The organism is Paracoccus marinaquae, assembly GCF_018860165.1.
GTDB classification, from domain to species: domain Bacteria; phylum Pseudomonadota; class Alphaproteobacteria; order Rhodobacterales; family Rhodobacteraceae; genus Paracoccus; species Paracoccus marinaquae.
Map to the genome: position 1 here is coordinate 80485 of NZ_JAHKNG010000009.1, position 25749 is coordinate 106233.

Annotated in this window: 17 protein-coding genes; 16 read left to right on the top strand and 1 reads right to left on the bottom strand. The window is 67.6% G+C overall.

Going from position 1 to position 25749, the window contains the following annotated elements; all coding sequences use genetic code 11:
• The first annotated feature begins 4 nt into the window (after positions 1–4).
• The 14 genes from sdhA to KNW02_RS07560 all read left to right on the top strand — a co-directional run bounded on the left by sdhA (position 5) and on the right by KNW02_RS07560 (position 24221).
• Positions 5–1807 carry a succinate dehydrogenase flavoprotein subunit gene (gene sdhA, locus KNW02_RS07495; protein ID WP_216032640.1) on the top strand — a complete coding sequence of 601 codons (1803 nt, stop codon included), beginning with the start codon at positions 5–7 and terminating at the stop codon, positions 1805–1807.
• A complete protein-coding gene (locus KNW02_RS07500; protein ID WP_252733537.1) occupies positions 1807–2169 on the top strand; it encodes a hypothetical protein in 363 nt (120 codons plus the stop codon). The genes sdhA and KNW02_RS07500 overlap by 1 nt, the downstream gene beginning before the upstream one ends.
• Before the next feature lie 4 nt (positions 2170–2173).
• Positions 2174–2494, top strand: coding sequence for a hypothetical protein (locus tag KNW02_RS07505; protein WP_216032641.1), 321 nt, complete (start codon positions 2174–2176; stop codon positions 2492–2494).
• A 3-nt stretch (positions 2495–2497) separates the two neighbouring features.
• Positions 2498–3340 carry a hypothetical protein gene (locus tag KNW02_RS07510; RefSeq protein WP_216032642.1) on the top strand — a complete coding sequence of 281 codons (843 nt, stop codon included), beginning with the start codon at positions 2498–2500 and terminating at the stop codon, positions 3338–3340.
• Between the two features lie 12 nt (positions 3341–3352).
• The gene (locus KNW02_RS07515; RefSeq protein WP_216032643.1) at positions 3353–4132 is read left to right on the top strand and encodes a succinate dehydrogenase iron-sulfur subunit; all 780 of its coding nucleotides are present in this window, start codon (positions 3353–3355) and stop codon (positions 4130–4132) included.
• Between the two features lie 440 nt (positions 4133–4572).
• On the top strand, positions 4573–10977 hold the full coding sequence (locus tag KNW02_RS07520) for a type I polyketide synthase (RefSeq protein ID WP_216032644.1): 6405 nt from the start codon (positions 4573–4575) through the stop codon (positions 10975–10977).
• Positions 10978–10980: 3 nt separating this feature from the next.
• On the top strand, positions 10981–11988 hold the full coding sequence (locus KNW02_RS07525; RefSeq protein ID WP_216032645.1) for a glycosyltransferase family 2 protein: 1008 nt from the start codon (positions 10981–10983) through the stop codon (positions 11986–11988).
• On the top strand, positions 11985–16547 hold the full coding sequence (locus KNW02_RS07530) for a MupA/Atu3671 family FMN-dependent luciferase-like monooxygenase (protein WP_216032646.1): 4563 nt from the start codon (positions 11985–11987) through the stop codon (positions 16545–16547). Before KNW02_RS07525 ends, KNW02_RS07530 begins: the two co-directional genes overlap by 4 nt.
• A 3-nt stretch (positions 16548–16550) precedes the next feature.
• Entirely contained in the window at positions 16551–17210 is a 660-nt protein-coding gene (locus tag KNW02_RS07535; protein ID WP_216032647.1) for a 4'-phosphopantetheinyl transferase family protein, read from the top strand.
• 24 nt (positions 17211–17234) lie between these two features.
• A complete protein-coding gene (locus KNW02_RS07540) occupies positions 17235–18206 on the top strand; it encodes a hypothetical protein (RefSeq protein WP_252733538.1) in 972 nt (323 codons plus the stop codon).
• Entirely contained in the window at positions 18203–20725 is a 2523-nt protein-coding gene (locus KNW02_RS07545) for a hypothetical protein (protein WP_216032648.1), read from the top strand. The genes KNW02_RS07540 and KNW02_RS07545 overlap by 4 nt, the downstream gene beginning before the upstream one ends.
• The gene (locus KNW02_RS07550) at positions 20722–21567 is read left to right on the top strand and encodes a glycosyltransferase family 2 protein (protein WP_216032649.1); all 846 of its coding nucleotides are present in this window, start codon (positions 20722–20724) and stop codon (positions 21565–21567) included. The genes KNW02_RS07545 and KNW02_RS07550 overlap by 4 nt, the downstream gene beginning before the upstream one ends.
• 96 nt (positions 21568–21663) lie before the next feature.
• On the top strand, positions 21664–22884 hold the full coding sequence (locus tag KNW02_RS07555) for a glycosyltransferase family 4 protein (RefSeq protein ID WP_216032650.1): 1221 nt from the start codon (positions 21664–21666) through the stop codon (positions 22882–22884).
• A complete protein-coding gene (locus KNW02_RS07560; RefSeq protein WP_216032651.1) occupies positions 22881–24221 on the top strand; it encodes an oligosaccharide flippase family protein in 1341 nt (446 codons plus the stop codon). Before KNW02_RS07555 ends, KNW02_RS07560 begins: the two co-directional genes overlap by 4 nt.
• Positions 24222–24236: 15 nt before the next feature.
• Here KNW02_RS07560 and KNW02_RS07565 read toward each other — a convergent pair whose 3' ends face one another.
• On the bottom strand, positions 24237–24563 hold the full coding sequence (locus KNW02_RS07565; protein WP_216032652.1) for a DUF1330 domain-containing protein: 327 nt from the start codon (positions 24561–24563) through the stop codon (positions 24237–24239).
• Positions 24564–24698: 135 nt separating this feature from the next.
• Here KNW02_RS07565 and KNW02_RS07570 point away from each other — a divergent pair, with 135 nt between their 5' ends.
• Positions 24699–25220, top strand: a complete 522-nt coding sequence (locus KNW02_RS07570; RefSeq protein WP_216032653.1) for a hypothetical protein — start codon at positions 24699–24701, stop codon at positions 25218–25220.
• 3 nt (positions 25221–25223) lie between these two features.
• Positions 25224–25667, top strand: coding sequence for a methyltransferase family protein (locus KNW02_RS07575; protein ID WP_216032654.1), 444 nt, complete (start codon positions 25224–25226; stop codon positions 25665–25667).
• Positions 25668–25749 lie beyond the last annotated feature (82 nt).

Sequence of the window (25749 nt, forward strand, 5' to 3'; positions counted from 1 at the left end):
CACCATGGCTGCTTACGAAATCCATACGCATGATTACGACGTGGTCGTGGTGGGCGCCGGCGGTGCCGGGCTGCGGGCGACGCTTGGCATGGCCGAGCAGGGGCTGCGCACCGCCTGCGTGACCAAGGTGTTTCCGACCCGCTCGCATACCGTCGCTGCGCAGGGCGGGATCGCCGCCTCGCTGTCGAACATGGGGCCCGACAACTGGCAGTGGCACATGTATGACACCGTCAAGGGCTCGGACTGGCTAGGCGATACGGACGCCATGGAATACCTGGCGCGCGAGGCGCCGAAGGCGGTCTATGAACTGGAGCATTACGGCGTGCCGTTCAGCCGCACCGAGGAGGGCAAGATCTATCAGCGCCCCTTCGGCGGCCATACGACCGAATTCGGCGAAGGCCCCCCGGTGCAGCGCACCTGCGCCGCCGCCGACCGCACCGGCCACGCCATCCTGCACACGCTCTACGGCCAGTCGCTGAAGGAAAACGCCGAGTTCTTCATCGAATATTTCGCGCTGGACCTGATCATCACCGACGGCGCCTGCACCGGCGTCGTGGCATGGAAGCTGGATGACGGCACCATGCATGTCTTCAACGCCAAGATGGTCGTGCTGGCCACCGGCGGCTACGGCCGCGCCTATTTCAGCGCGACCAGCGCCCATACCTGCACCGGCGACGGCGGCGGCATGGTAGCCCGCGCGGGTCTGCCGCTTCAGGACATGGAATTCGTGCAGTTCCACCCGACCGGCATCTATGGCTCGGGCTGCCTGATCACCGAGGGCGCGCGCGGCGAGGGCGGTTACCTGACCAATTCCGAGGGTGAGCGCTTCATGGAGCGTTACGCGCCGACCTACAAGGATCTGGCCAGCCGCGACGTGGTCAGCCGCTGCATCACCATCGAGATCCGCGAGGGCCGCGGCGTGGGTGAGCAGAAGGACCACATGTATCTGAACCTGATGCACCTGCCGCCCGAGGCGCTGGCCGAACGGCTGCCGGGGATCAGCGAATCGGCCAAGATCTTTGCCGGCGTCGATGTCACCAAGCAGCCGATCCCGATCCTGCCGACGGTGCATTACAACATGGGCGGCATTCCCACCAACTATTGGGGCGAGGTGCTGAACCCGACCGAGGGCGATCCCGACGCGATCTTCCCCGGCCTGATGGCGGTGGGCGAGGCCGGCTGCGCCAGCGTTCACGGCGCGAATCGCCTGGGCTCGAACTCGCTGATCGACCTGGTGGTGTTCGGCCGCGCAGCGGCGATCCGGGCCGGGCAGGTGGTGGACCGCGAAAGCCCGGTGCCTGCGACCAATCAGGCGCAGGTGGACAAGGCGCTGGACCGGTTCGACGCGATCCGCAATGCCGATGGCGGCACCTCGACGGCCGAACTGCGCCTTGAGATGCAGAAGACCATGCAGGCCGATGCGGCCGTCTTCCGCACCGAGAAGTCGCTGGCCGAGGGCGTCGAGAAGATGACCGCCGTCGCCGCCAAGCTGGACGATCTGAAGGTCACCGATCGTGGGCTGATCTGGAATACCGACCTGATGGAAACGCTGGAACTGACCAACCTGATGCCCAACGCGCTGGCCACCATCGTCGGGGCCGAGGCACGCAAGGAAAGCCGCGGCGCCCATGCGCATGAGGACTTCCCCGAGCGGGATGACGCCAACTGGCGCAAGCATTCGCTTGCCTGGGTCGAGGGGAACAAGGTTAAACTTGCCTATCGCCCGGTCCATCTGGAGCCGCTGACGAAGGCCGAGGATGGCGGGATCGACCTGAAGAAGATTGCTCCGAAGAAAAGGGTTTACTGATGCGTTTCAATCTCTTTGCCGCCTGCGGGGCCGCTGCCCTGGTGCTGGCGGGCTGCGTGGCGCCATTGCCCACCGCCGGGCCGGTGCCGATCACGCCGGCGCCGACCACGCCGACCGTTCTGGATGAGGCCTCGCGTTCGCTGGCGCGTAGCGTCGTCAATTCCGAGATGCAGAAGCGCCTGCCGGGCGTGAATGTTGCGCCCTATACCGACTGCGTGATCAACAACGCCACCACGGCCGAACTGATCGACATCGCGCAGATGTCGCGTGCCGGGGCGACCGGTGCCGCCGACAGCGTAGCCGCCATCGTCTCGCGTCCGGCAACCACCCAGTGCATCGCCAGCGCGGCGCGTCCGGCCTGAACCGATGCGCGCGCAGGCAGCCCTCCTGACCGTGATCCCGCTGCTGGCCGCGCTTGCGGCCTGCGCGCCGGTCACGGTCGAGCAGGCCGAGGCAAGCTGCCAGCGCGATGCCGAGCGCAGCGCCTATCCGCGGGGCGAGCTCAGCGTGGGGGTGATGGGCGGCAGCGGAGGGGCATCGGTGCGGACCCGGGGCGAGATCGAGCTTGGTGTCTCGACCAACCCGTCCGGGCGCGACCCTTCGGACGAATTCAATCGCTGCGTGCTGCGCCGCTCGGGGGAAATGCCGACGCGGTCGCTGTATGATCTGCCGGGCTGGCGGGGCTAGGCGATGGCCGAGGCGGCACAGGCGAAGGCGGGGCGGCGGCTGATCGTGCATCTGGGGGTGCACAAGACCGGCAGCACCGCCATCCAGCGCCATCTGCATCGCAACGCCGCCGCCCTGGCCCGCCGGCTGATCCTGCGCACGCCGTGGCCAGACCAACCGATGCAGGCCTTGGGGCGCGCGGCGCAGCAGTTCAGCCTTGCCCCCGGCGGCGATACCAGAAAGGCCTTGCGGATTGCGCTGGAGGACGTGCTGGAGACGCTGCCTGCCAATGACCTGCCGGTGATCCTGAGCCATGAGAACCTTGCCGGCGCGCCTCCGGGCAAGGGGCAGGAGATCCGGCTCTATCCGGCCCTGCCGCGGATCGCCGAACTGATCCGGCAGACAGCCGGCGGTTTCGAGGTCGATTTCGTCATCTATACCCGCAGCATGGAGACATGGCGCGCCAGCCTCTGGGCCCAGATCGTGCGGAGCGAGGGTTACGCGGGCGCGCTGGCGGATTTTCTGACCGATACGGCGGATCTGCCCGGCTGGGACGACCTTGGCCACCGCATGGCTGAGGCCGTGGGGCAGGACCGGATCCGTTGCTTCCGGCTGGAGGATGAGGCGGAACATGCGCGTCCCGGCCGCCAGCTTCTGCGCCATGCCGGCCTCTCCGATGCCGAGATCGCGGCCCTGCCGCCGCTGGAAGGGGCGTCGAACGAACGACTGAGCCATGGCGCTACAGAATTTCTACGCCGTCTCAATGGCCTGTCTTTGAATCCTCATGCCCGGCGAAAGGTCGTCGATCTGGTCGCCAGCAATCAATTTCTGTTCACGGCCGATCAGCCGTCCGCAGGCACTCTCTGAAAGGAGCACCCAATGGTCCAGTTCACTTTGCCCAAGAACAGCCAGATCACGGTCGGCAAGACCTGGCCCAAGCCCGAGGGCGCGACCAATGTCCGCAAGTTCAAGATCTATCGCTGGGACCCGGATACGAGCGAGAACCCGCGGCTGGACACCTATTTCGTCGATCTGGACAAATGCGGGCCGATGGTTCTGGACGCGCTGATCAAGATCAAGAACGAGATCGACCCGACGCTCAGCTTCCGGCGGTCCTGCCGCGAGGGGATCTGCGGCTCCTGCGCGATGAATATCGGCGGCGGCAACCATCTGGCCTGTATCTGGGGCATCGACGAGGTCGAGGGCGACATCGCCATCTATCCGCTGCCGCATATGCCGGTGGTCAAGGATCTGGTGCCGGACCTGACGCATTTCTATGCCCAGCATGCCAGCGTGAACCCCTACCTCATCACCAAGTCGCCGACGCCGGGCAAGGAATGGAAGCAGTCGATCGAGGATCGCCGCAAGCTGGACGGGCTTTACGAATGCATCCTCTGCGCCTCCTGCTCGACCGCCTGTCCCAGCTACTGGTGGAACGGCGACCGTTATCTGGGGCCGGCCGCGCTGCTGCATGCCTATCGCTGGATCATCGACTCGCGCGACGAGGCGACGGGCGAGCGGCTGGACGATCTGGAGGATCCGTTCAAGCTGTATCGCTGCCACACGATCATGAACTGCACCAATACCTGTCCAAAGGGGCTGAACCCCGCGAAGGCGATCGCCGCCATCAAGCACATGATGGTGGACCGGATCGTCTGATCCCATCGGCCCGGCTGCGACCGGCGGGACAGGCGCGTCGGGGCAGGGCGGCCCCGGCGCGCGCTGCGCCGGCCGTGCCGGGGACGGTGCGCGTTAGCGACATCTTGACCACGATGTCGGAATCGTTCGAAAATTCCGTGCTTTCATGCTAGGTTGACCCGCGTCGACCGGTTATTGGGATGAAACGGCCTGTCCAAAGTGGCAGGTTCAATCGCAATGCATTGCGAATTAGCTGTTATGTCTGTGTGAAGATTGAATTGGTGCGTGGAAATGACGATCTCGGCAGCATTGGCTGCGACGAATTGCCGTCTGTCTAAAATACCGCGTTTTCAGGAGGTTCCTGCTGACGCAGATATTGCGACACCGGATAGACTGGCCCGGTCGAATCGGTATTCTGCCGCCATGACGACCTCACGGCATTTTTCGGATCGGACGGCGCGATGACTGGTCAGGACGCTTCGGCAACTCTTCCTGCGGGGGCTATTGCCGTGACCGGCATGGCGGCACATCTGCCGGGGGCGCCCGATGTGGCACAATACTGGGCCAATCTGCGCGACGGCATCGAATCCATCCGCAAGCTCAGCGTCGAGGAACTGACAGCCAATGGCGAAAGTCCGGCGCGGATGCGGCAGAAGAATTTTGTGCCCGTCGCCTCGATCTTGCAGGATTTCGAGAAATTCGATGCCGAGTTCTTCGGGCTTTCGCCCAAGGAAGCGGCGATCATGGATCCGCAGCACCGCCAGTTCCTCGAATGCGCCTGGGAGGCGCTGGAGGATGCCGGCCACACGCCCGAAGGATTCGATGGCCCGATCGGCGTCTTCGCCGGCTGCGGCATGGGCAGCTATTTCTATTTCAACGTCTGCTCGAACCCGGATCTGGTGCGCAATACCGGCATGTTCCTGTTGCGCCATACCGGCAATGACAAGGATTTCCTGTCGACCCGCGTCAGCCATATCTTCGACCTCAAGGGGCCGAGCCTGTCGATCCAGACCGCCTGCTCGACCTCGCTGGTGGCGATCCATCAGGCGGCGCAATCGCTGCTGAACGGCGAATGCGACATGGCCCTGGCCGGCGGCGTCACCATCGAGCTGCCGCATGGCCGCGGCTACCTGTTCGAGGAGGGCGAGATTCTGTCGCCCGACGGGCATTGCCACGCCTTCGACCATCGCGCCGAGGGCACCGTCTTCGGCTCGGGCGCGGGCTGCGTGGTGCTGCGGCGGCTGGAGGATGCGATTGCCGATGGCGATCACATCTGGGCGGTGGTGCGCGGCACGGCGGTCAACAATGACGGCGCGGCGAAGGCCGGCTATCTGGCACCCTCGGTCGAGGGGCAGGCGAAATGCGTGGCCGAGGCGCATGGCGTCGCGGGCGTCAGCGCCGATACCATCGGCTATGTCGAATGCCACGGCACCGGCACCTATCTGGGCGACCCGATCGAGGTCGCGGCGCTGACCCAGGCCTTCGAGGAAACCACGCAGGACAGGGGCTTCTGCGGCATCGGCAGCGTCAAGACCAATATCGGCCATACCGACACGGCCGCCGGCGTGGCCAGCCTGATCAAGGTCAGCATGGGGCTGCATCACGGCCAGATCCCGCCCTCGCTGGGCTATGAGGCGCCCAACCCGGCCATCGATTTCGCGCAGTCGCCCTTCAAGGTGAACGACCGGCTGAGCGACTGGCCGCGGCTGAAGGGCGCGCCGCGGCGCGCGGGTGTCAACAGCCTTGGCGTCGGCGGCACCAACGCCCATGCGATTGTCGAGGAGGCACCGGCCCGCGCGGCCTCGGAGGACAGCGACTGGCCGTTCCAGCTGCTGGTCCTGTCGGCGCGCAGCAAATCGGCGCTGGATCAGGCCAGCCGCAATCTTGCCGCCCATCTGCGCGCCCATCCCGAACAGCCGCTGGCCGATGTCGCCTGGACGCTGAAACAGGGCCGCCGCGCCTTCGAGCATCGCCGCATCGTCGTCGCCGGCGATCACGAGGATGCCGCCGCCAAGCTGGACGAGGGCGATCCACGCAAGATCTTTACCCATCAGGAATTGCCCGAACGCCCCGAGACGGTGTTCATGTTCCCGGGCGGCGGCGCGCAATATGCCGGCATGGCCCGCGATCTCTATGAAACCGAGCCGGTGTTCCGCGACTGGATGGACAAGGGGCTGGAACACCTCGCCCCCAGCCTCGACTATGACCTGCGCGCGCTGTGGCTGCCCGAAGATCACGCCCGGGCCGAGGCGGTCGAGCGGCTGAAGCGCCCCTCGGTGCAATTGCCGCTGATCATGATCACCGAATATGCGCTGGCGCAGCTGTGGATCAGCTGGGGCGTGCAGCCCGCCGCCCTGATCGGCCATTCCATGGGCGAGAATACCGCCGCCTGTCTGGCCGGGGTGCTGGGCTTCGAGGATTGCATCGGGCTGGTGCATCTGCGCGGCCAGCTGTTCGATACCATCGCGCCGGGCGGCATGCTGTCGGTGCCGCTGTCGGCCGAGGCGCTGAAGGCCTATTGGGCCGAGGATCTGGACATGGCCTCGGTCAATGCGCCGGATCTCTGCGTCGTCTCGGGGCCGCAGGCGGCGCTGGACGCATTGCAGGAACGGCTGGCGAAGGACGAGATCGAGGCGCAGCGCATCCAGATCGACATCGCCGCCCACAGCCGCATGCTGGAGCCGATCCTGACCCGTTTCGGCGATTACCTGCGCTCGATCAGCCTTGCCGCGCCGCGCCTGCCGGTGATCTCGAACCGGACCGGGCAGCCGCTGACCGCGGCCGAGGCGACCAGTCCCGATTACTGGGTCGCGCATCTGCGCAACACGGTGAATTTCGCCGAAGGGATCAGCCATCTGATGGCGCGCAAGTGCCGCGTCTATCTGGAGGTCGGGCCGGGCCGGGCGCTGTCCTCGCTGGTGCAGGCCAATGGCGTGCCGGCCAATCAGGTGATCCCGGCGCTGCGCCATCCCGATCAGCGGGTGCCCGACGACGAATTCTTCATCGCCACGCTGGGGCGGCTCTGGGCGGTGGGCGTGCCGGTGGACTGGACCCCGATCTGGGGCGAGGCGCGGCGCAACCGGGTGCCGCTGCCGACCTATCCCTTCCAGCGCGCCAGCTATTTCATCGAGCCGGGCCGGGCCGAGGCGGCGGCCGCGGAAGACTGGATCGAACGGGTCGAGGGCGTCGAGAACTGGGGCTGGCAGCCGCATTGGCGCCCGCGCGCGGCGGAAACCGAGGTCGAGGCGGACGAACTGGATCAGGCCGAGCCGCGCACATGGCTGGTCTTTGCCGACGAGGCCGGACTGGCGGGCCGCGCCATCGCCCGGCTGCGCGGGGTCGGGCATCGGGTGATCGAGGTCCGGGCGGGCGATATTTACGCGCGAACCGGCGAGGATGCCTATACCATCTCGCCCGAACGCGGACGCGAGGATTACGACAGGCTGATCCATGACCTGGTTGCCGCCGGGCTGGCGCCGCAGCGGATCGCGCATTTCTGGCTGGTGACGGCGGGTGAGACCTTCCGCCCCGGCTCCAGCTTCTTCCATCGCAATCAGGAACAGGGCTTCTACAGCCTGATGTTCCTGGCTCAGGCCATGGCCGAGGAGAACCTGCCGCGCCCGATCCACCTGCTGGCCGCCAGCAGCGGTGCGGTGCAGGTCCGCGCCGAGGCGCTGCCCTATCCCGAAAAGGCCACCATGGCCGGGCCGTTGCGGGTGATGCCGCGCGAATTGCCGGGCGTGACCTGCGCCGCGCTGGACCTGACCCTGCCCGAGGGGCGCCGCAACGATCCCGCATGGGAGGCGCTGACCGACCGCGTGCTGGAAGAGATGCTGGCCGATCCCGGCAATCGCAGCGCCGCCCTGCGTGGCGATCGCCGCTATGAGCTGGGCTGGCGGGCCTTGCCGCTGTCCGGGGCCACGACCGATCTGCCGCAGGGCGCGGTCTGCCTGTTGACCGGCGGGTTCGGCGGCATCGGCCTGACCGTGGCCGAGCGGCTGGCCCGCGATCTGGGCGCGAAGATCGCCCTTGTCGGCCGCCGCGCGCTGCCCGGCCGCGACCAGTGGGACCGCGTCCTGCGCGGCGCCGCGCCGAACGACCCCATCGCCGCCCGGATCCGTGGTGTGCAGCGGCTGGAACAGGCCGGGGCCGAGGTGATCTGCCTGACCGCCGATGTCTGCAACCTGCAGGAGATGCAGGCCGTGCGCGACGAAACCGTTGGCCGGTTCGGCCGCATCGACGCGGTGATCCATGGCGCGGGCGTGGTCGATGACGCGCCGATGCTGGTGAAAAGCCCGGCCAGCGTCGAGAATGTCTTTGCCCCCAAGGTTCACGGCACCGAGGTCCTGGACAAGGTCTTCCCCGACGGCTCGGTCGGGCGGATCGTGGTGTTCAGCTCGACCTCGACCGCGATCGCGCCGGCGGGGCAGGTGGATTACGTCGCCGCCAACGAATTCCTGAATGCCTGGGCCAGGTCGCGCGCCGGTGGCAGGACCGCGGTGACCGCGATCAACTGGGGCATCTGGGCCGAGGTCGGCATGGCCGCCGAGGCCTTCGCCACACCCGAGCCGGCGCCCGTCACCGATGTTGCCGCTCCGCTGCTGGACAAGGCCAGCTTCGATGCCGAGGGCAACCGCATCTTCACCGCCGAACTGACCACGCGGCACTGGCTTCTGGACGGGCACCGCACCCGGGACGGGCAGTCGCTGGTGCCCGGCACCGGCTATCTGGACCTGATCGCCCAGGCTCTGCGCACGCATGGCGAGGCGGGTGCATTCGAGATCCGCGACCTCTATTTCTTCCGTCCGCTGGCCGTCGATGACCATGCGGCGCGCGATCTGCGCCTGTCGCTGACCCGCAATGACGAAGGCTATGCGGTCCAGATCCGCAGCGACGCCATTGCCGATGGCCGCAAGGGATACGAGTTGAACGCGCAGGCCCAGATCGGCTTTGGCGCGGCGCCGGCCGGGCCGGTCGATCTGGCCGCCATCGCCGCGCGCTGCCCGCGCGAGGTCGAGGCCGATCCCAGGGGCCTTGTCAGCCCGCAGGAGGCGCATCTGCGGTTCGGCCCGCGCTGGCGCGTGCTGCGCCGCCGCGCCTATGGCGAGGGCGAGGGTCTGGCCGAACTGGCGCTGCCCGATGCCTTCCGGGCGGAACCCGCGCAGGGCTATCTGATCCACCCGGCGCTGATGGATCTGGCGACGGGCTGGGCGATGGGACTGATCGAGGGGTATCGGCCCGATCACCTCTGGGTGCCGGTCAGCTATGGCTCGGTCAGGGTGCATGCGCCACTGGGCGCCGAGATCCGCAGCTGGGTCCGCAACGCGGCCGAGAACCGCGCCGACAATCCCTTCGCGCGCTTTGACGTGACCCTGACCGACCCCGAGGGGCGGGTGCTGATCGAGATTTCCGGCTTTACCATCCACCGCCTTGACGGCGCCCTGGATTTCGCGGCGGCCACGGCCAAGCGCGACGTGATCTTCCCCGATGCCGGACAGGACGAGCGCAAGCTGTCGCCGGCCGAGGAACGGTTGCAGCACAACCTGTCGCAGGGCATCCGCCCCGAGGAAGGGGCCGAGGGGTTCCTGCGCGCGCTGGCCACCGGCAAGTCGCAGGTGGTGGTGTCGTCGATGCCGCTGCCGGCGCTGATCGAACAGGCCGGGCAGGGCGCCGAGGCGACCGAGGAGCGGCAGGGATTCGAGCGTCCGCAGCTTGACAGCGACTATGTCGAGCCGCGGAACGGGATCGAACGCACGCTGGTCGGTTTCTGGCAGGAATTGCTGGGCGTGGGCCAGGTCGGGGTCGAGGACAGCTTCTTCGATCTGGGTGGCCATTCGCTGATCGCGGTGCGGCTGTTCGCCATGATCCGCAAGACCTATTCGGTCGATTTCCCGATCTCGGTACTGTTCGAGGCGCCGACCATCGCCGCCTGCGCCGCGCTGATCGAGGATCGCATCGGTCCGCAGGACGCAGAGGCGGGCGAGGCGCCGAAGGCCAGGGCGCCGGCGCGGCGCTTCACCCATCTGGTGCCGATGCATCAGGGCGAAGGCGGACCGAAGCGGCCCTTCTTCCTGGTCGCCGGCATGTTCGGCAACGTGCTGAACCTGCGCCATCTGGCCCAGCTTCTGGGCGGCGACCGGCCCTTCTATGGCATGCAGGCGCGGGGGCTTTTCGGCGAGGATGAGCCGCACGATGATTTTGTCGATGCGGCAAGGGATTACATCGCCGAATTGAAGCAGGTTCAACCCGAAGGACCCTATCTTCTGGGCGGCTTTTCGGGTGGCGGCCTGATCGCCTGGGAAATGGCCCGCCAGCTTGAGGCCCAGGGCGACGAGGTGGCCCTGACGGTGCTGCTGGACACTCCGGTGCCGATGTTGCCGCATCCCGGTCGCAGGGACCGCGCGCTGATCAAGCTGGCAGAGTTGCGCGAAAAGGGTCCATCCTACCTGATCGAATGGTTGAAGGCCCGGGCCGACTGGAAGCGCCAGCAGAAACAGAAACGCGAGACTGCGACCCCCGAGGCTGCCAACCAGTTCCACAACAGTGCCATCGAAGCCGCCTTCCGCGCCTCTTTGCCGAAATTCGACATGCGCCCGCGCGACGGACAGGTGGTGCTGTTCCGCCCGCCGCTGGACCGGCGCTGGCAGGTTTCGGCGGGGCAATGGGTCAATTCGGCCAAGTTCTATGTCCATGAGGACAACGACCTGACCCAATATGCCCCGGCGCTGCAGGTGATCGAGGTGCCGGGCGACCATGACAGCATGGTGCTTGAGCCGAATGTCCGGGTGATGGCGGCGCGCATGCGCGAGGTCATCGCCGGGGCTGAAGCCCGGCTGAGGGCGCCAGTGGCACAGGCGGCGGAGTAGATCATGGCAAGCTTGCTCACCGTCATCCTGAACTGGCGCACCGCCGAGATGACGCTGCGCTCGGCCGAAGCCGCCGTGGCCGCGATGGCGGGGATCGAGGGCGCCATCGTCATCGTCGACAATGACAGCGGCGACGGATCCGAGGACCGGCTTCGCCGGGCGGTGGCGGACCGCGGCTGGGACCGGGTCCGGGTCATCCAGTCGGGCCGCAATGGCGGCTTCGGGGCCGGCAACAATGTGGGCATCCGCGCGGGCCTGCCGGACGGGCTGCGGCCGGATTATGTCTATCTGCTGAATTCCGATGCCTTTCCCGCCCCCGACGCGATCCGCATCCTTCTGGATCACCTCGAAGGCCATCCGCGGACCGGCATGGCCGGCAGCTATATCCACGGCACCGATGACGTGCCGCATGTGACCTGCTTTCGGTTCCACTCGATCGCCTCGGAATTCGAGGGTGCGGCGCAGACCGGGCCGATCTCGAAGCTTCTCAGCCACGCGATCATCCCGCAGCCCTTCCCGGCCAAACCGACGAAAATGGACTGGGTGGCCGGCGCCAGCCTGATGATGCGCCAGGACATGCTGGATCAGATCGGCCTCTTCGATGAGGCCTATTTCCTCTATTACGAGGAGACCGATCTCTGCCTGCGCGCGATCCGGGCCGGCTGGCAGACCGATTACATCCCGGCCAGCCGGGTCGCGCATGTCGGTTCGGCCTCGACCGGGATGAAGACCTGGACGCGCACGCCGGGTTACTGGTTCGACAGCCGCTGGCGCTATTTCCGCAAGAATCACGGGTTGGCCACCGCCGTCGCGGCGACCTTGGCGCAGCTTGCAGGGCTTGGCATCAACCGGCTGCGGGTGGCGCTTGGCAGCGCCCGGCGCAGCGGCTCGCCCGGCTATATGCGTGACCTTGCAGTCCATGATCTGCGGGCGCTGGTTCGCGGCATCGAACCGGCCTCCGAACATGCCCCGCTTTCCACAGTATCTTCCGTCACCGAGAGGACGACATGACGCAATCGGCCCTTTTCATCGGCAATGAATCGCTTCTGATCCAATGCGCGGGCCAGTGGCGCGACCGCGGGCACAGCGTCGCGGCCGTGCTGACCCGCGACCCGGCCATTCGCCACTGGGCCGAGGAGCAGGGCATCCGCGTCCTGCCGCATCCCGAGACGCGCGATCCGGGCGATCTGCACTATGACTGGCTGTTCAGCGTGGCGAACCTGTCGCTGGTGCCCCAGGCGCTGCTGGACCGGGCGGGCAGGGGGGCGGTCAACTTTCACGATGGCCCGCTGCCGCGCCGGGCAGGGCTGAACACCCCGGCCTGGGCGATCCTGCAGGGCGACGGACAGCACGGCATCACCTGGCACCTGATCGAGGGCGATATCGACGAGGGCGATATCCTTGAGCAGCGCCTGTTCGACATCGCGCCGGATGACACCACGCTGACGCTGAACACCCGCTGCTTCGAGGCCGCGATCGACAGTTTCAGCGCGGTGATCGGGCAGGTGGAAAGCGGGCTGAACCGGAAAGGGCAGGATCTGTCGCTGCGCGGTTACCACGCCCGCGCCGACCGGCCCGAGGCTGCCGGGGCGCTGGATTTCGGTGGCGCGCGCGAGGCCGCCTCGCGGCTGATCCGGGGGCTGGATCACGGCGATTACGCGAACCCGCTGGGGCTGGCGAAGTTCGAGGCTGACGGCCGGGTGATCGCGGTCCGCCATGTCGAGCCGGCCGAGGGTTACGGTGCGCCGGGCAGCGTCATCGCCGCCGATGCCGCCGGCGCCACGGTGATGTTCGCGGATGGGGCGTTGCGGCTGACGGGGCTGGCGGCGCTGGACGGGGCCGAGTTCGACCCGACCGGCCTGCAGGGCAAGACGTTGTCCGGCCCAGCCGACCGGGCGGCGCTGAGTGCGGCCATTGCCGCCGTTGCGCCGGGCGAAGGTTTCTGGCGCAGGGAATTGAAATCATTCGCATCAGCCGCAATTCCGCTGGCCAATCACGAACTCGGTCGCGGGGATTGGCAGAGTCTGCCGGTTCAGGGCGGTTCGGGCGACCTGCTGGCGGCTGCGGCGCTGCTGGCCTCGACGCTGGCGGGGGGCGAAGCGGTCGATCTGGCGCTGCACGATCCCTCGGCACCACGCGCGCCGGGCTATCTGTCGGGCTGGGTGCCGCTGCGCGCCGATCCCGGCCCGGCGGAGGATGCGGCGGGGCTGCGTGCGCGCATGGCCGAACGGCTGGCGCGTGCCCGCAGGCACCCGGCCTTCGCGCTGGACCTGCCGTTGCGCGATCCGGGCATCCAGCCCCTGCAGATGCCGCAGATCGGAGTCGCGGCGGCGGGCGATGCGCCGGTCACCGGCACCGTCCTGAGCCTCGCGCCCGAAAGCGGACGGCTGCATTATGACGCCTCGCGGCTGGATGCGGCCTCGGCGCAACTGCTGGCGGCGCGGCTGTCGCATCTGGCCGGCGCGGTTGCGGCCGGCGGTCGGCTGGCGGATATCCCGCCCATGCCCGAGGCCGAGCGCGAGCAGGTCGTCAACGGCTGGAACCGCACTGAAACCGCGTTTCCGGATATCTGCGTCCATCAGGCCTTCGAGGCGCAGGTCGCCCGTGCCCGGGGCGCGGTCGCGCTGACGGTCGAGGACCGTCACCTGACCTATGCCGACCTGAACGAACGCGCCAACCGCGCCGCCCATGTGCTGCGCGACATGGGCGTCGGCCCCGGCACGCTGGTCGGCATCCATACCGGGCGCAGCGAACATCTGCTGGTCGGGACGCTGGCGATCATGAAGGCGGGCGGGGCCTATGTGCCGCTGGACCCGGCCTATCCGGCCGAGCGCATCGCGCTTTATATCGAGGATAGCGGCTGCCCGGTGATCGTGACCGAGGCGGCGCTGTCGCAGGGCCTGCCCGCGCATGGGGCACAGCTTCTGGTGCTGGATCAGGACGCGCGGCTGGCCGGCGCGGCGGCGGGCAATCCCGACAGCGGCGTGACGACGGCGGATCTGGCCTATCTGATCTATACCTCGGGTTCGACCGGCCGGCCCAAGGGCGTGATGCTGGAACATCGCAACGTCGCCAATTTCTTCACCGGCATGGACGACCGCATCCGGCACGACCCGGCGGGGGTGTGGCTGGCGGTGACCTCGCTCTCCTTCGACATCTCGGTGCTGGAACTGTTCTACACGCTGGCGCGCGGCTTCCGCGTGGTGCTGATGGGCGATGCCGAACGGGCGCTGGTCTCGGGCGGGGCGGCGGTCAGCGACAAGCCGATGGATTTCAGCCTGTTCTACTGGGGCAACGACGACGGCGTGGGCCGCGAGAAATACCATCTGCTGCTGGAAGGCGCGAAATTCGCCGATGAGCATGGCTTCTGCGCCGTCTGGACGCCCGAGCGGCATTTCCACGCCTTCGGCGGCCCCTATCCGAACCCCTCGGTGACCGGCGCGGCGGTCGCGGCCGTGACCCGGAACCTCGAGGTGCGGGCCGGATCCTGCGTGGCACCGCTGCACCACCCGATCCGCATCGCCGAGGAATGGGCGGTGATCGACAACCTCACCAATGGCCGCACCGGCCTTGCCATCGCCTCGGGCTGGCATCCCGAGGATTTCGTGCTGCGCCCCGAGAACTCGCCGCCCGAGAACAAGCCGGCGATGTACAAGAGCATCGACATCCTGCGCCGGTTGTGGCGGGGCGAGAAGGTCGCCTTCCCGATGGCCGGCGGCAAGATGGTCGATGTGCTGACCCAGCCGCGCCCGGTCTCGGACGAACTGGGCATCTGGGTGACGACGGCGGGCAATCCGGCGACCTGGAAAGAGGCGGGGGAACTGGGCGCGCATGTGCTGACGCACCTCCTGGGCCAGTCCATCGACGAGGTGGCCGACAAGATCGGCATCTATCACAAGGCGCTGCGCGACAGCGGCCGCGATCCGTCGAAATACCGGGTCACGCTGATGCTGCACAGCTTCCTGGCGGCCGACCGCGAAACCGCGCGCGAGGTGGCCCGCCAGCCGATGAAGGATTACCTCGCGGCGGCCACCGCTCTGGTCAAGCAATATGCCTGGGCCTTCCCGGCCTTCAAGAAGCCCGAGGGCGTCACCAACCCGATGGAGATCGACCTCGGCGGGCTGACGGATGAGGAAAACGACGCCATCCTGGAATTCGCCTTCCACCGTTACTTCGAGGATTCCGGCCTCTTCGGAACCGTCGAGGAAATGCTGCCAAGAGTCGAACATCTGAAGGAAATCGGCGTAACTGAGATTGCCGCGCTGATCGATTACGGCATCCCGCGCGAACAGGTTCTGGAAGGGCTGCGCCCGCTGGCCGAACTGCTGGCGCGAACCAATGCCGGCACCGCGCCCGCGCATGACGATTTCTCGATTGCGGCGCAGATCCGCCGCCACGACGTCAGCCATCTGCAATGCACGCCCTCGATGGCGCGGATGATCGCCATGAATGACGATGCCCGCTCGGCACTTGGCAAGATCCGGCATCTGATGATCGGTGGCGAGGCGCTGTCGGGGTCGCTGGTCGCCGATCTGAACAAGGTCAGCCATGCCGGGATCGAGAACATGTATGGCCCGACCGAGACGACCATCTGGTCGACCACCGCGACCGCCGATGCCGCCGAGCCCGTAGTCAATATCGGCACGCCCATCGCCAATACCCAGGTCTATGTGCTGGACGAGGCGATGCAGCCGCTGCCGGTCGGCGCGCCGGGCGAGTTGTGGATCGGCGGGGCAGGGGTCGCGCGCGGCTATCACCAGCGCGCGGACCTGACCGATGAGCGCTTCCTCCCGAACCCGTTCCATCCGGGCCGGATGTATCGCACCGGCGACCTGGTGCGCTGGCGTGCCGATGGGCGGCTGGAATTCCTCGGCCGCGCCGATCATCAGGTGAAGATGCGCGGCTACCGGATCGAGCTGGGCGAGATCGAGGCCGTGGCCGAGGGGCTGGCCGGCGTGCGTCAGGCGGTCGTCGTGGCGCGCGAGGATGTGCCGGGCGACATGCGGCTGGTGGCTTATGTCACCGGCGACAGCTGGCTTGAGACCGGGGCGCTGAAGGATCATCTGGCGGCGGCGCTGCCGGCGCATATGGTGCCCGCCCATGTGGTCAAGCTGCCGGAATTCCCGCTGACGCCGAACCGCAAGGTCGATCGCAAGGCGCTGCCCGCGCCCGCCGATGCCTCCGCGCCGGCCTCGGCCGTGGCCTATGTGGCGCCCGCGGTCGGTGTGCAGGCGACCATCGCGCAGGTCTGGTCGCGGATCCTGAACCGTCCGCAGATCGGGGCCAAGGACAACTTCTTCGCGCTTGGCGGCCATTCGCTGCTGGCGGTGCAGGCCCATCGCGAAATCAGGCAGGCGCTTGGCGGCGGGGTGAAGCTGTCGATCACCGATATCTTCCAGTTCCCGACGCTTGAAGGGCTGGCGGGGCATCTTGGCGGCGCCGATGCGGCCAATAGTGGTGCCGAGCCCGCCCCGACCCTTTCCGGTGAGGGGGCCGAGGATCGTGCGGCGGCCCGCGCCAAGGCCATGTCCGACCGGCGTGCGCTGCGGGCCGGTCGCGGGCAGGGCTGAGACATGACCGGGCTGGTGCAGATGGCTGGCAGTCTTTTCCCCGACGGCGTCGGGGTGGGGCTTGTCACCATCGGCGCCGCCCCGCCTCTGTGGCCGGGCGAGGCACGGGCCGTCGCCGAGGCGGTCGCTCATCGTCAGGCGGAATTCGCCGCCGGGCGCGCCGCCGCCCGGCTTGCGCTGCTAGCCGCCGGACTGCCCGAGGCCGCCATTCCGGCCGGCGAGGATCGTGCGCCCCTCTGGCCCGAAGGCGTTGTCGGCAGCATCACCCATGGCGAGGACTGTGCCCTGGCGGTGGCGGCGCCGCAGGCGCTGGTGCAGGGGCTGGGTCTTGACGTCGAGCCCGATGCGCCGCTGCCCGATGACATTCTGTCCGAGATCTGCGACGGCGCGGAATGCGCCTGGATTGCCGGGCAGGTCGAGCCGCTCAGATGGGCGCGACTGATCTTTGTCGCCAAGGAGGCCGCGTTCAAGTGTCAGTACCCGCTCAGCCGGGCGATATTCGGCTTCGATGCCATGCATGTCACGGTCGATGCGGAATCCGGCGGGCTGATCGCCCGTTTCACCCGTGAAATTCCGCCATTCGCCGCAGGCAGCGCGCTTGAGGGGCGGTTCGTGCGGACCGCCGGGCTGATTCTGGCCGGTTTCAGCCGGACGGGGGCCTGAGTTGGCGTGCCGGGCGGGGTGCATATGAACCGGCGGCTGAGCCTACTTGGCGGTTTCGCGCTGCTGGGGCTGGTGTCGCTGGGTGCCGGGATGGCGGTCCGCCGCCGCCGGGCGCGGGTGCCCGAGCCCCTGCCGCAGATGCCCGCCGGGGAGTTTGCCGCGGCGCATGTGCCGCTGGCCGCGCCGCAGGGGCCGCTGCGCGTCTATCATCTGGGCCACAGCCTTGTCGGGCGCGACATGCCGGCGATGCTGGCCCAACTGGCGCCCGAGGGGCATGACTACGCGTCGCAACTGGGTTGGGGAACCTCGCTTCGGGCGCATTGGCTGGGGCCGGACGAGGTGGCGGGCTTCGCCGAGGAAAACGCCAGTCCCGCATTCCGACCCGTGCGCGAGGCGATCGGCAGCGGCGCGTATGACGCGCTGATCCTGACCGAGATGCTGGAACTGCGCGATGCCATAAAATGGCAGGGCAGCGGCAACTATCTGGCGGAATGGGCGCGTCTTGGCCGCCTCGCCCGACCCGATCTGCGGGTCTATCTCTATGAGACCTGGCATCAACTGGATGACAAGGCGGGCTGGCTTCAGCGGATCGACGGCGATGCCGTCTCGCTGTGGCAGGACGAGGTGATGCGCCGGGCGATGGCGGCCGAGGGCGTCGGCACCATCTACCGCATTCCCGGCGGCCCGGTATTGGCGGCCGTTGCCCGGGCCGCGGAGGCGGGCGAGTTGCCGGGCGTCAGCAGCCGCGAGGATCTGTTTGCGCGCACGCCCGAGGGAGCGGTGGACCCGATCCATGTCGGCGATCTGGGGAACTATGTCGTCGCCCTGACGCATTACGCGGTGCTGTATCAGCGCAGCCCCGAAGGGCTGCCGGCGCAGCTGACCCGCGCCGATGGCAGCCCGGCACAGGCTTTCGATCCAAGGGCGGCCGCCCGTGTGCAGCAACTGGTCTGGCAGTTTGTGTCCAGCGATCCGCTGACGGGGATCGGGCCATGATGGGATACGCCCTGCTGGCCGACATCCTGTTCATCGGCCTCGGGATGTTCAGCCCCGAGGTGCCGCAGATGGTGGAAGCCGCCGGGCGCATGCGCGGCGCCGATACCGTGGTCGACACGCGCGGGGCGCCGGAGGGGCCATTGGCCTATCACTGGATCAATGCCGCGGCGGGTCCGGGGGTGGATCCGCGTGCGGCGCTGGCGACCGGCAAGAACCATCAGGTGGTGATGACCGAGACCCTGCCGCTGACCGACAGTCTCGCCCGGCATCGCAGCGTCGAATATGCCGCCCAGTTTCGCAATCTCGCACTGCGCGGCAATCCGGAGACCGAGACCTATCTCTATGAGGGCTGGCCAGCCCTGACCGTGCTGGACCATGAGGCCTGGCGACGGCGCGTGGCAGCCGACGGTCTGGTCTGGCAGGCTTTTGTCGATGCGGTGAACGATCAGGCCAGAGGGGCCCCGGACGCCCCGCCGATGCAACTGATCCCGCTGGCGCAGGGGCTTCTGGCCCTGGACCGCGCGATCGAGGCCGGCGAGGTTCCGGGACTGGACGATCTGGATCAGCTGTTCAGCGACGATCGGCGGCTGAACAGCCGCGGCAACTACTTCGCGGCGATGCTGCTTCATGCCGCGCTGAGCGGCTCGGACCCCTCGGGCCTGCCGGTCTGGCTGGGCCGCAACCGCCCCGCGACTCTGGACGAGGCGGTGACCGAACCGATGGCCCAGGCGATGCAGCGGGTCGCCCTCAAGGTGGTTGTCTCCGCCTCCGGCGGCATTTCCGGCGATCGCGAAACGCTGCGGCGGGCGAGGATGCTGGTCCAGAACTCCATCTCCGATGACGGTGGCTGGTCGGGCTGGCAGGATCCGAACGAGTCGTACCTGACCGGGATCGAGCAGCGCGGGATCGGCTTCAACCTGTCGGGTGTCAGCGACTGGTCGGGCTCGCAACCGTTTCTTGACCTGTTCAAGACCGCAAGGCCGTGGCTCGGGCATCTGCCGGGACAGTGGGGCGGCTTCGAAGAGGCTGCGATGCGCGAAGGCGGCTATCTGGACGAATATGGCTGGCCCCTGCGGATGCCGCCCGAGGTGACCCATCTCAGTACGGTGATCCTGTCCGGAATGGACGCCCGGGCGATTTCGAGCGCGGGGCGCTATGTTCTGCGCTATCGCGGCAAGGGCCGGATCGAACTTGGCGGTGATCTGGCCCGGAACGTCACCTACGAGGACGGCCGCATCGGTTTCGACTTTACGCCCGGCGAAGGCAGCGTGTCGATCACGCTGCGCATCATCGATCCCGGGGATCCGATCCGGGAGATCAGCGTGGTCCGGCAGGACCGTCTGGCGCTGGCCGATTCCGGGCAGATCTTCGAGCCCGATTTTCTGGCCCGGCTTCGCGGGGCCGAGATCCTGCGCTTCATGGACTGGGGGCGCACCAACAACTCCAATCTCGTCACCGCCGGGGATCTGCCCTCGGTCGGCGACTATGTCTGGAGCACCGACCGGGGCGTTCCGCCGGAAGTGATGGTGGCGCTGGCCAACGAACTGGACCTCGACCCGTGGTTCACGATCCCGCATCTGGCCGATGACGATCTGGTGCGTGAATATGCAAGGCGTGTGCGTGACAATCTCGAACCCGGCCGCCGCGCATGGGTCGAGTTCTCGAACGAAATCTGGAACGGCTCTTTCGCCCAGAACCGATGGGCCGAGGAGATGGCGCAGGCCGCATGGGGTGTCAGCGGGGCGGCGAGGCAATACGGGGCCTGGCGGGCGGCGCAGGTGGCTGACATCTGGGCCGAGGAATTTGCCCCCTCGGCTGTCGGTCGTCTGGTTCGGGTGGTTGCAACCTTCACCGGCTGGCCGGGGAGCGAGGAGGACATGCTGAATGCGCCGGCCTGGAAGGCCGCCGATCCGGACGGCTGGAACCCACTGGCCAAGCATTTCGATGCCTATGCCGTGACCGGCTATTTCTACGCCAATCTCGAGGATCCCGATCGGCTTTCGCTGTTGCGCGAGGTCCTGGCGGAAAGCCGCGCCGATGCCGAGCGGCGGGCGGCGGCGAGCGGTCTGACGGGTGCGGCGGGCGAGGCCTTCGTCCGGCAGCATCGTTTCGATCAGGCGCTCGACAGCTGGGTTGCCGAGTTGCGCAATGGCGCCCTGAGCGGCAAGGCCGAAGGCTCGGTCGACTGGGTCGTCAGGGATCTGTTTCGCAAGCATCGCCGCGCCGCCGCCAGATACGATCTTGAACTGGTCATGTATGAGGGCGGCAGCCATGTCCTGACCCCGGATACCGAGCGGGACGATCAGGAACTGAACGACTTCATCTCGGTGCTGGACTATTCGTCGGGCATGGGCAACCTCTACCGGCGGCTGATCGCGGGCTGGAGGGAGGTCAGCGATCATCCCTTCAACTTCTACACGGCGATCGACCGCCCCTCCGGTTTCGGCAGCTGGGGCGTGCTGCGCTATCTGGATGACAGGAATCCCCGCTGGGATGCGGTTTCGGAGCCTGATGAATGAGTCCCCCCACAGCGCTGAGCGTGATCCTTCCGGCAAGCAATGAGGAAGCCTATCTGGGCGCCTGTCTCGGGGCGCTGCTGGCCGGCGATCCCGTGCCGGGCGGGGCCGAGGTGATCGTGGTGGCCAATGGCTGTCGCGACCGGACCGCCGAGATTGCGCGCGACCTTGCCGCGACGGCTGCCGATGCCGGCTGGCGGCTTCAGGTCATCGAGCGGGCCGAGGGTGACAAGATCGGGGCGCTGAATGCCGGCGATGCCGCCGCGACCGGTCCTGTCCGGGCCTATCTGGATGCCGATGTGACGGTCAGCCCGCCGCTGATGGCCGCATTGACGCGGGCGCTTCTGGCGGCGCCGGGGCCGGCCTATGCCAGTGGCCGGGCGGTGATCCCGCGCCCCGAAAGCGCGATCACCCGCGCCTATGCCCGGCTCTGGCAGCGGCTGCCCTTCGTCAGCAGCGTGGCGCCCGGCTATGGCCTGTTCGCGGTCAATGCGGCTGGCCGCGCCCGTTGGGGCACGTTTCCCCGGATCATTTCGGATGATACCTTCGTGCGGCTGCAATTCGCACCCGCGGAACGGATTGGCCTGCCCGCGACCTATGACTGGCCGATGGTCGAGGGATGGTCGCGGCTGGTCCGGGTCCGCCGCCGTCAGGATGCGGGTGTGGCCGAAATCGCCGGGCGCTGGCCCCATCTGCTGGAAAACGAGGGCAAGGCGCCGTTCGGGCCGGCAGCTGCGGCCCGGCTGGCACTGGGCGATCCGGTGGGATTCTCGGTCTATGCAGCGGTCTCCGTGGCGGTGCGCATGGGCCGTGGCCGTCCGGCCGGCTGGACGCGGGGGCGATGATGATGTGGGCAGGTTCAGCCGGTGACGGCTTGCACCTGCCCGTCGAACGCGGCAGGCGGGTTCGACCGCCGGTCGCGCCATGAAATGAGGTCGGACTTGCGTATCGGTTACCTGTTGAACACCTATCCCCAGCCCAGCGTCACCTTCATCCGCCGCGAGGTCCAGGCGCTTGAACGTCGGGGCGTCGAGGTCCATCGCTTCGCCATGCGCAGCGACCGTGCCGGACTGGTCGATCCCGCCGATATCGCCGAATACGGGCGCACGGAACTGGTGCTGGCGGCCGGCGGGCGACGGCTGCTGGCCGATACGCTGCGGCTGCTGCTGCGACGTCCGGCGGCGTTCAGGGGGGCGCTGGCCTCGGCCTGGCGCATGGGCGGACTATCCGCCCGCGGACGGCTGCGGCACCTGATCTATCTGGCCGAGGCGGCCCATGTGACCCGCCGCGCGGACGAACTGGGGCTGGAGCATCTGCACGCGCATTTCGGCACCAATCCGGCGGCCGTCGTGGCGCTGATCCGTCGTCTGGGCGGGCCGGGATACAGCTTCACGGTTCACGGCCCCGAGGAGTTCGACAGCCCGCAGGCGCTGAGCCTTGCCGAAAAGGTGGGCGGGGCGGATCTGACCGTGGCGATTTCCTCGCATGGCCGAAGCCAGCTGATGCGTTGGGCCGCCTATCGGGACTGGCCGCGCATCGCGGTGGTGCATTGCGGGATCGAGCCGGCCCGGTTTCCGGAGCCCGCGCCGATGCCGCCCGGTCCGCCCGACGGACCCCTGCGGCTGGTCTGCATCGGCCGTTTCGTCGAGCAGAAGGGCCAGTTGCTGCTGCCCGAGGCGATGGCCATTGCCCGCCGCAGGGGGGTGGATGTCCATCTGACGCTGGTCGGCGACGGCGCGATGCGGACCGAGATCGAGGCCGCAATCGCCGCGCATGGGGTCGGCGATGCGGTCAGCCTGACCGGCTGGCTGGACGAGGCCGGGGTGCGCCGGGCGCTGTCGGAAAGTCACGCGCTGGTCCTGCCCAGCTTTGCCGAGGGGCTGCCGATGGTGGTGATGGAGGCCATGGCCGGCGGTCGGGCCGTGATCGCCACCCATATCGCCGGCAATCCCGAACTGGTGGTGCCGGGGCAGACCGGCTGGCTGGTGCCGGCGGGGGATGTCGAAGCACTGGCCGAGGGGATACGCCTCGCGGCCTCAACTCCGGCCGAGACCCTGGTGCAAATGGGGCTGGCGGGGCGCGCGCGCGTGCTGCAGCGCCATGACATTGACCGCGAAGCCGCCCGGCTGGCCCGCCTGATCGAGGAAACGATACGCCGATGAGACGCGTGATGACCTATATGTCGGGCAGCAGCATCACCCAGCGGGTCCTGCGCGGATCGGCCATTTCCGGAATGGGCTATTTCCTCACCCAGGGGATCCGGCTGGCCAGCAACCTGATCCTGACCCGGCTTCTGTTTCCCGATGCCTTCGGCCTGATGGCACTGGTCACGATGTTCGTCCTCGGCGTGGTGATGATGTCCGATGTCGGGCTGACGCCCTCGATCATGCAGAGCAAGCGCGGCGACGATCCGAAATTCCTGAACACCGCCTGGTCGGTCAAGATGATGCTGCACGGCATGTATTTCGTCGTGATCTGCCTTCTGGCCTGGCCCGCGGCGCAATTCTACGAGGCGCCCGAACTGGTCCAGCTGATGCCCGCCGTCGGGCTGAGCCTGCTGATCGGGGGGCTGGTCTCACCCAATATCGAACATGCGCAGCGGCATATCCGGCTGGGAACCGTGACGCTGATCGAACTGGCCACCCAGGCGGCCTCGGTGGTCGCGATGGTGATATTCGCGCTGATCACCGGGTCGATCTGGGCCCTGGTGATCGGCCAGATCGTCGCCGCCGTGGTCAAGGTCCTGCTGACCCGGCACTATTTCAAGGGACCGGCGACGCGCTTCGAGATGGATCGCAGCGCGCTGCACGAACTGATCCATTTCGGCAAATGGATCACGCTCAGTTCCTTCTGTGGCTTCCTGCTGTCGCAGGGCGACAAGGCGGTGCTGGGCAAGTATCTCAGCCTTGAACAGCTGGGCGTCTACAATATCGGTTACTTTCTGGCGTCCTTTCCCATGGCGCTGGCCGAAAACATCGTCGGGCGCATGATCATCCCGGTCTATCGCGATACCCCGCCCTATGAATCGCCGCAGAATTTCAGCACCGTCAGACGGATGCGCATGGGGCTGTCGGCTCTGGTCATGTCGATGATCGCGGTGATGGCCGTGGGTGGGCCGTGGATCATCGACCTGCTCTATGACATCCGCTATCAGGAGGCGGGGCGGATCGTGTCGCTAATCGCCTGTGCCCAGGTGCCGGTGCTGCTGGGCATGACCTATCCGCAGGCGGCGCTGGCGGCGGGCGATTCGCGCAGCCCGTCGATGCTGAACATGCTGCGGGCCGGTGTGCAGATCACCGCCTTCCTGATCGGGGCCGAACTCGGCGGACTGACCGGTGCGATCATCGGCCAGATGGTTGCCGGTTGGATCCTGCATCTGTTCATCATCCGGCTTGCGATCCGGCACCGTGTCTGGGACCCGCTGCACGACATGCTGTTCGCGGGCCTCGGGGCACTGATCACCTTCGCCGGCCTGTCGCATCTGCTGATGGCCGGCTGAGCGCCGGCCGCAATTCTATCCCTTCGGCAGGTAGGGGATGCCACCGGCCAGATCGGTGTCGTCGATGATATGGAAATTGCTGATGCTGCCGGCCTTGCGGGCGGCGCTGAACGGCGCGTATTCGGGGTCATCGGCAAAGGCATGAACTGCCTCGCGCGAGGGAAATTCGATCAGCGCGATCAGGGTGTTGCCAAGCGGTTTTCCCTCGATGGTCTCGATATTGCCGCTGCGCGAGAGATAGCGCCCGCCATGTTTCGCCGCGATATCATGCACCCTGGCGGCATAGTCCGGCACCCAGGCATCATCCGTGACCGTGACATCCGCAATCAGATAGACCGGCATTCAGCGTCCTCCCCGCTTTGATGGCCATGCCTCAGCCTAGCCGGCGGCGGGGTGCCTGCCAACTCCGCCGTTCGGACCAGATCGCGCCGGGCGAGGGGGCAGACAGTCGGGCTGATCCGCGCTATGACGACGGGCATGAGCCTGCCGCGCGCGCCAGACCGACTTTCCGACGAGATGGCCTCGGCCATCGGCCATGCCGTGTCGGGCTTCGGCTTTCTGGAAGAGGCGCTGAAGCGCGCGATCTTTTCGCTGACCCGGCAGGGCCTGGGTGAGGACGCCGACGATGCCGCGCTGGAACGATGGCTGAGGCGCATGGAAGAGATCGCCGACGACACGCTTGGCACGCTGATCGACAGCTTCGCGGCGGTGATGAAACAGGCGCGGATCGAGGACCGTCATACCCTGGCGGAAACGCTGGACGCGATCCGGCTGCAGCGCAATCTGCTGTGCCATGCGTCATGGCGGCCGGGAAAGGAGCCGGGGTCCTGGCATCCCACCTTCATCAACACCCGGGGCGAGCGTTTCCCTGATGACATGAATACCGAGGATGTGCGCGCCATCCATGAAACGACGCTGAAGGCCGCGCGGCGGGTGGTGTCGATCATGCGCGCAACGGGAATCGACGGCGAATGGGCCGGGCATGAGACAGAGGAATAGCCGATGCGCGTGACGGCGGATTACCCGCCGATCTGGCTGGCGGGCTTTGCCGGGCTGGGCTGGCTGACCGGGCAGGTGCTGCCGCATGGGCCGGCCTGGCAACTGCCCGCCGGCTGGGCCGTGGTCGCGGCAGGGCTGGTGCTGATGGGTGTCGCGGCGCTGACCATGCGGCGCCACCGCACCACGCTGGACCCGTTCGGCCAGCCGCGCAACCTGGTCACCAGCGGCGTCTTTGCCCTGTCCCGCAACCCGATCTATCTGGGCGATGCCCTGATCCTCGCCGGGCTCTGCCTGATCTTCCGGGCGCCCTTCGCGGCGCTGCTGCTGGTCCCCGGCTTCGTCGCCGTGATCGGCACCCGCTTCATTGCGCGCGAAGAGCGGCTGCTTGCGCGTGACTTCCCGAAAGAATTCGCCGCCTACAGGTTGCGGACCCGCCGCTGGATCTGACCCCGGCCGGGGCCGCGCGTCTTTGCGCGTTGCAACCTTTGGTGCGGCGCGCTAACACCCCGCGTAACCGGAATACAAGAGG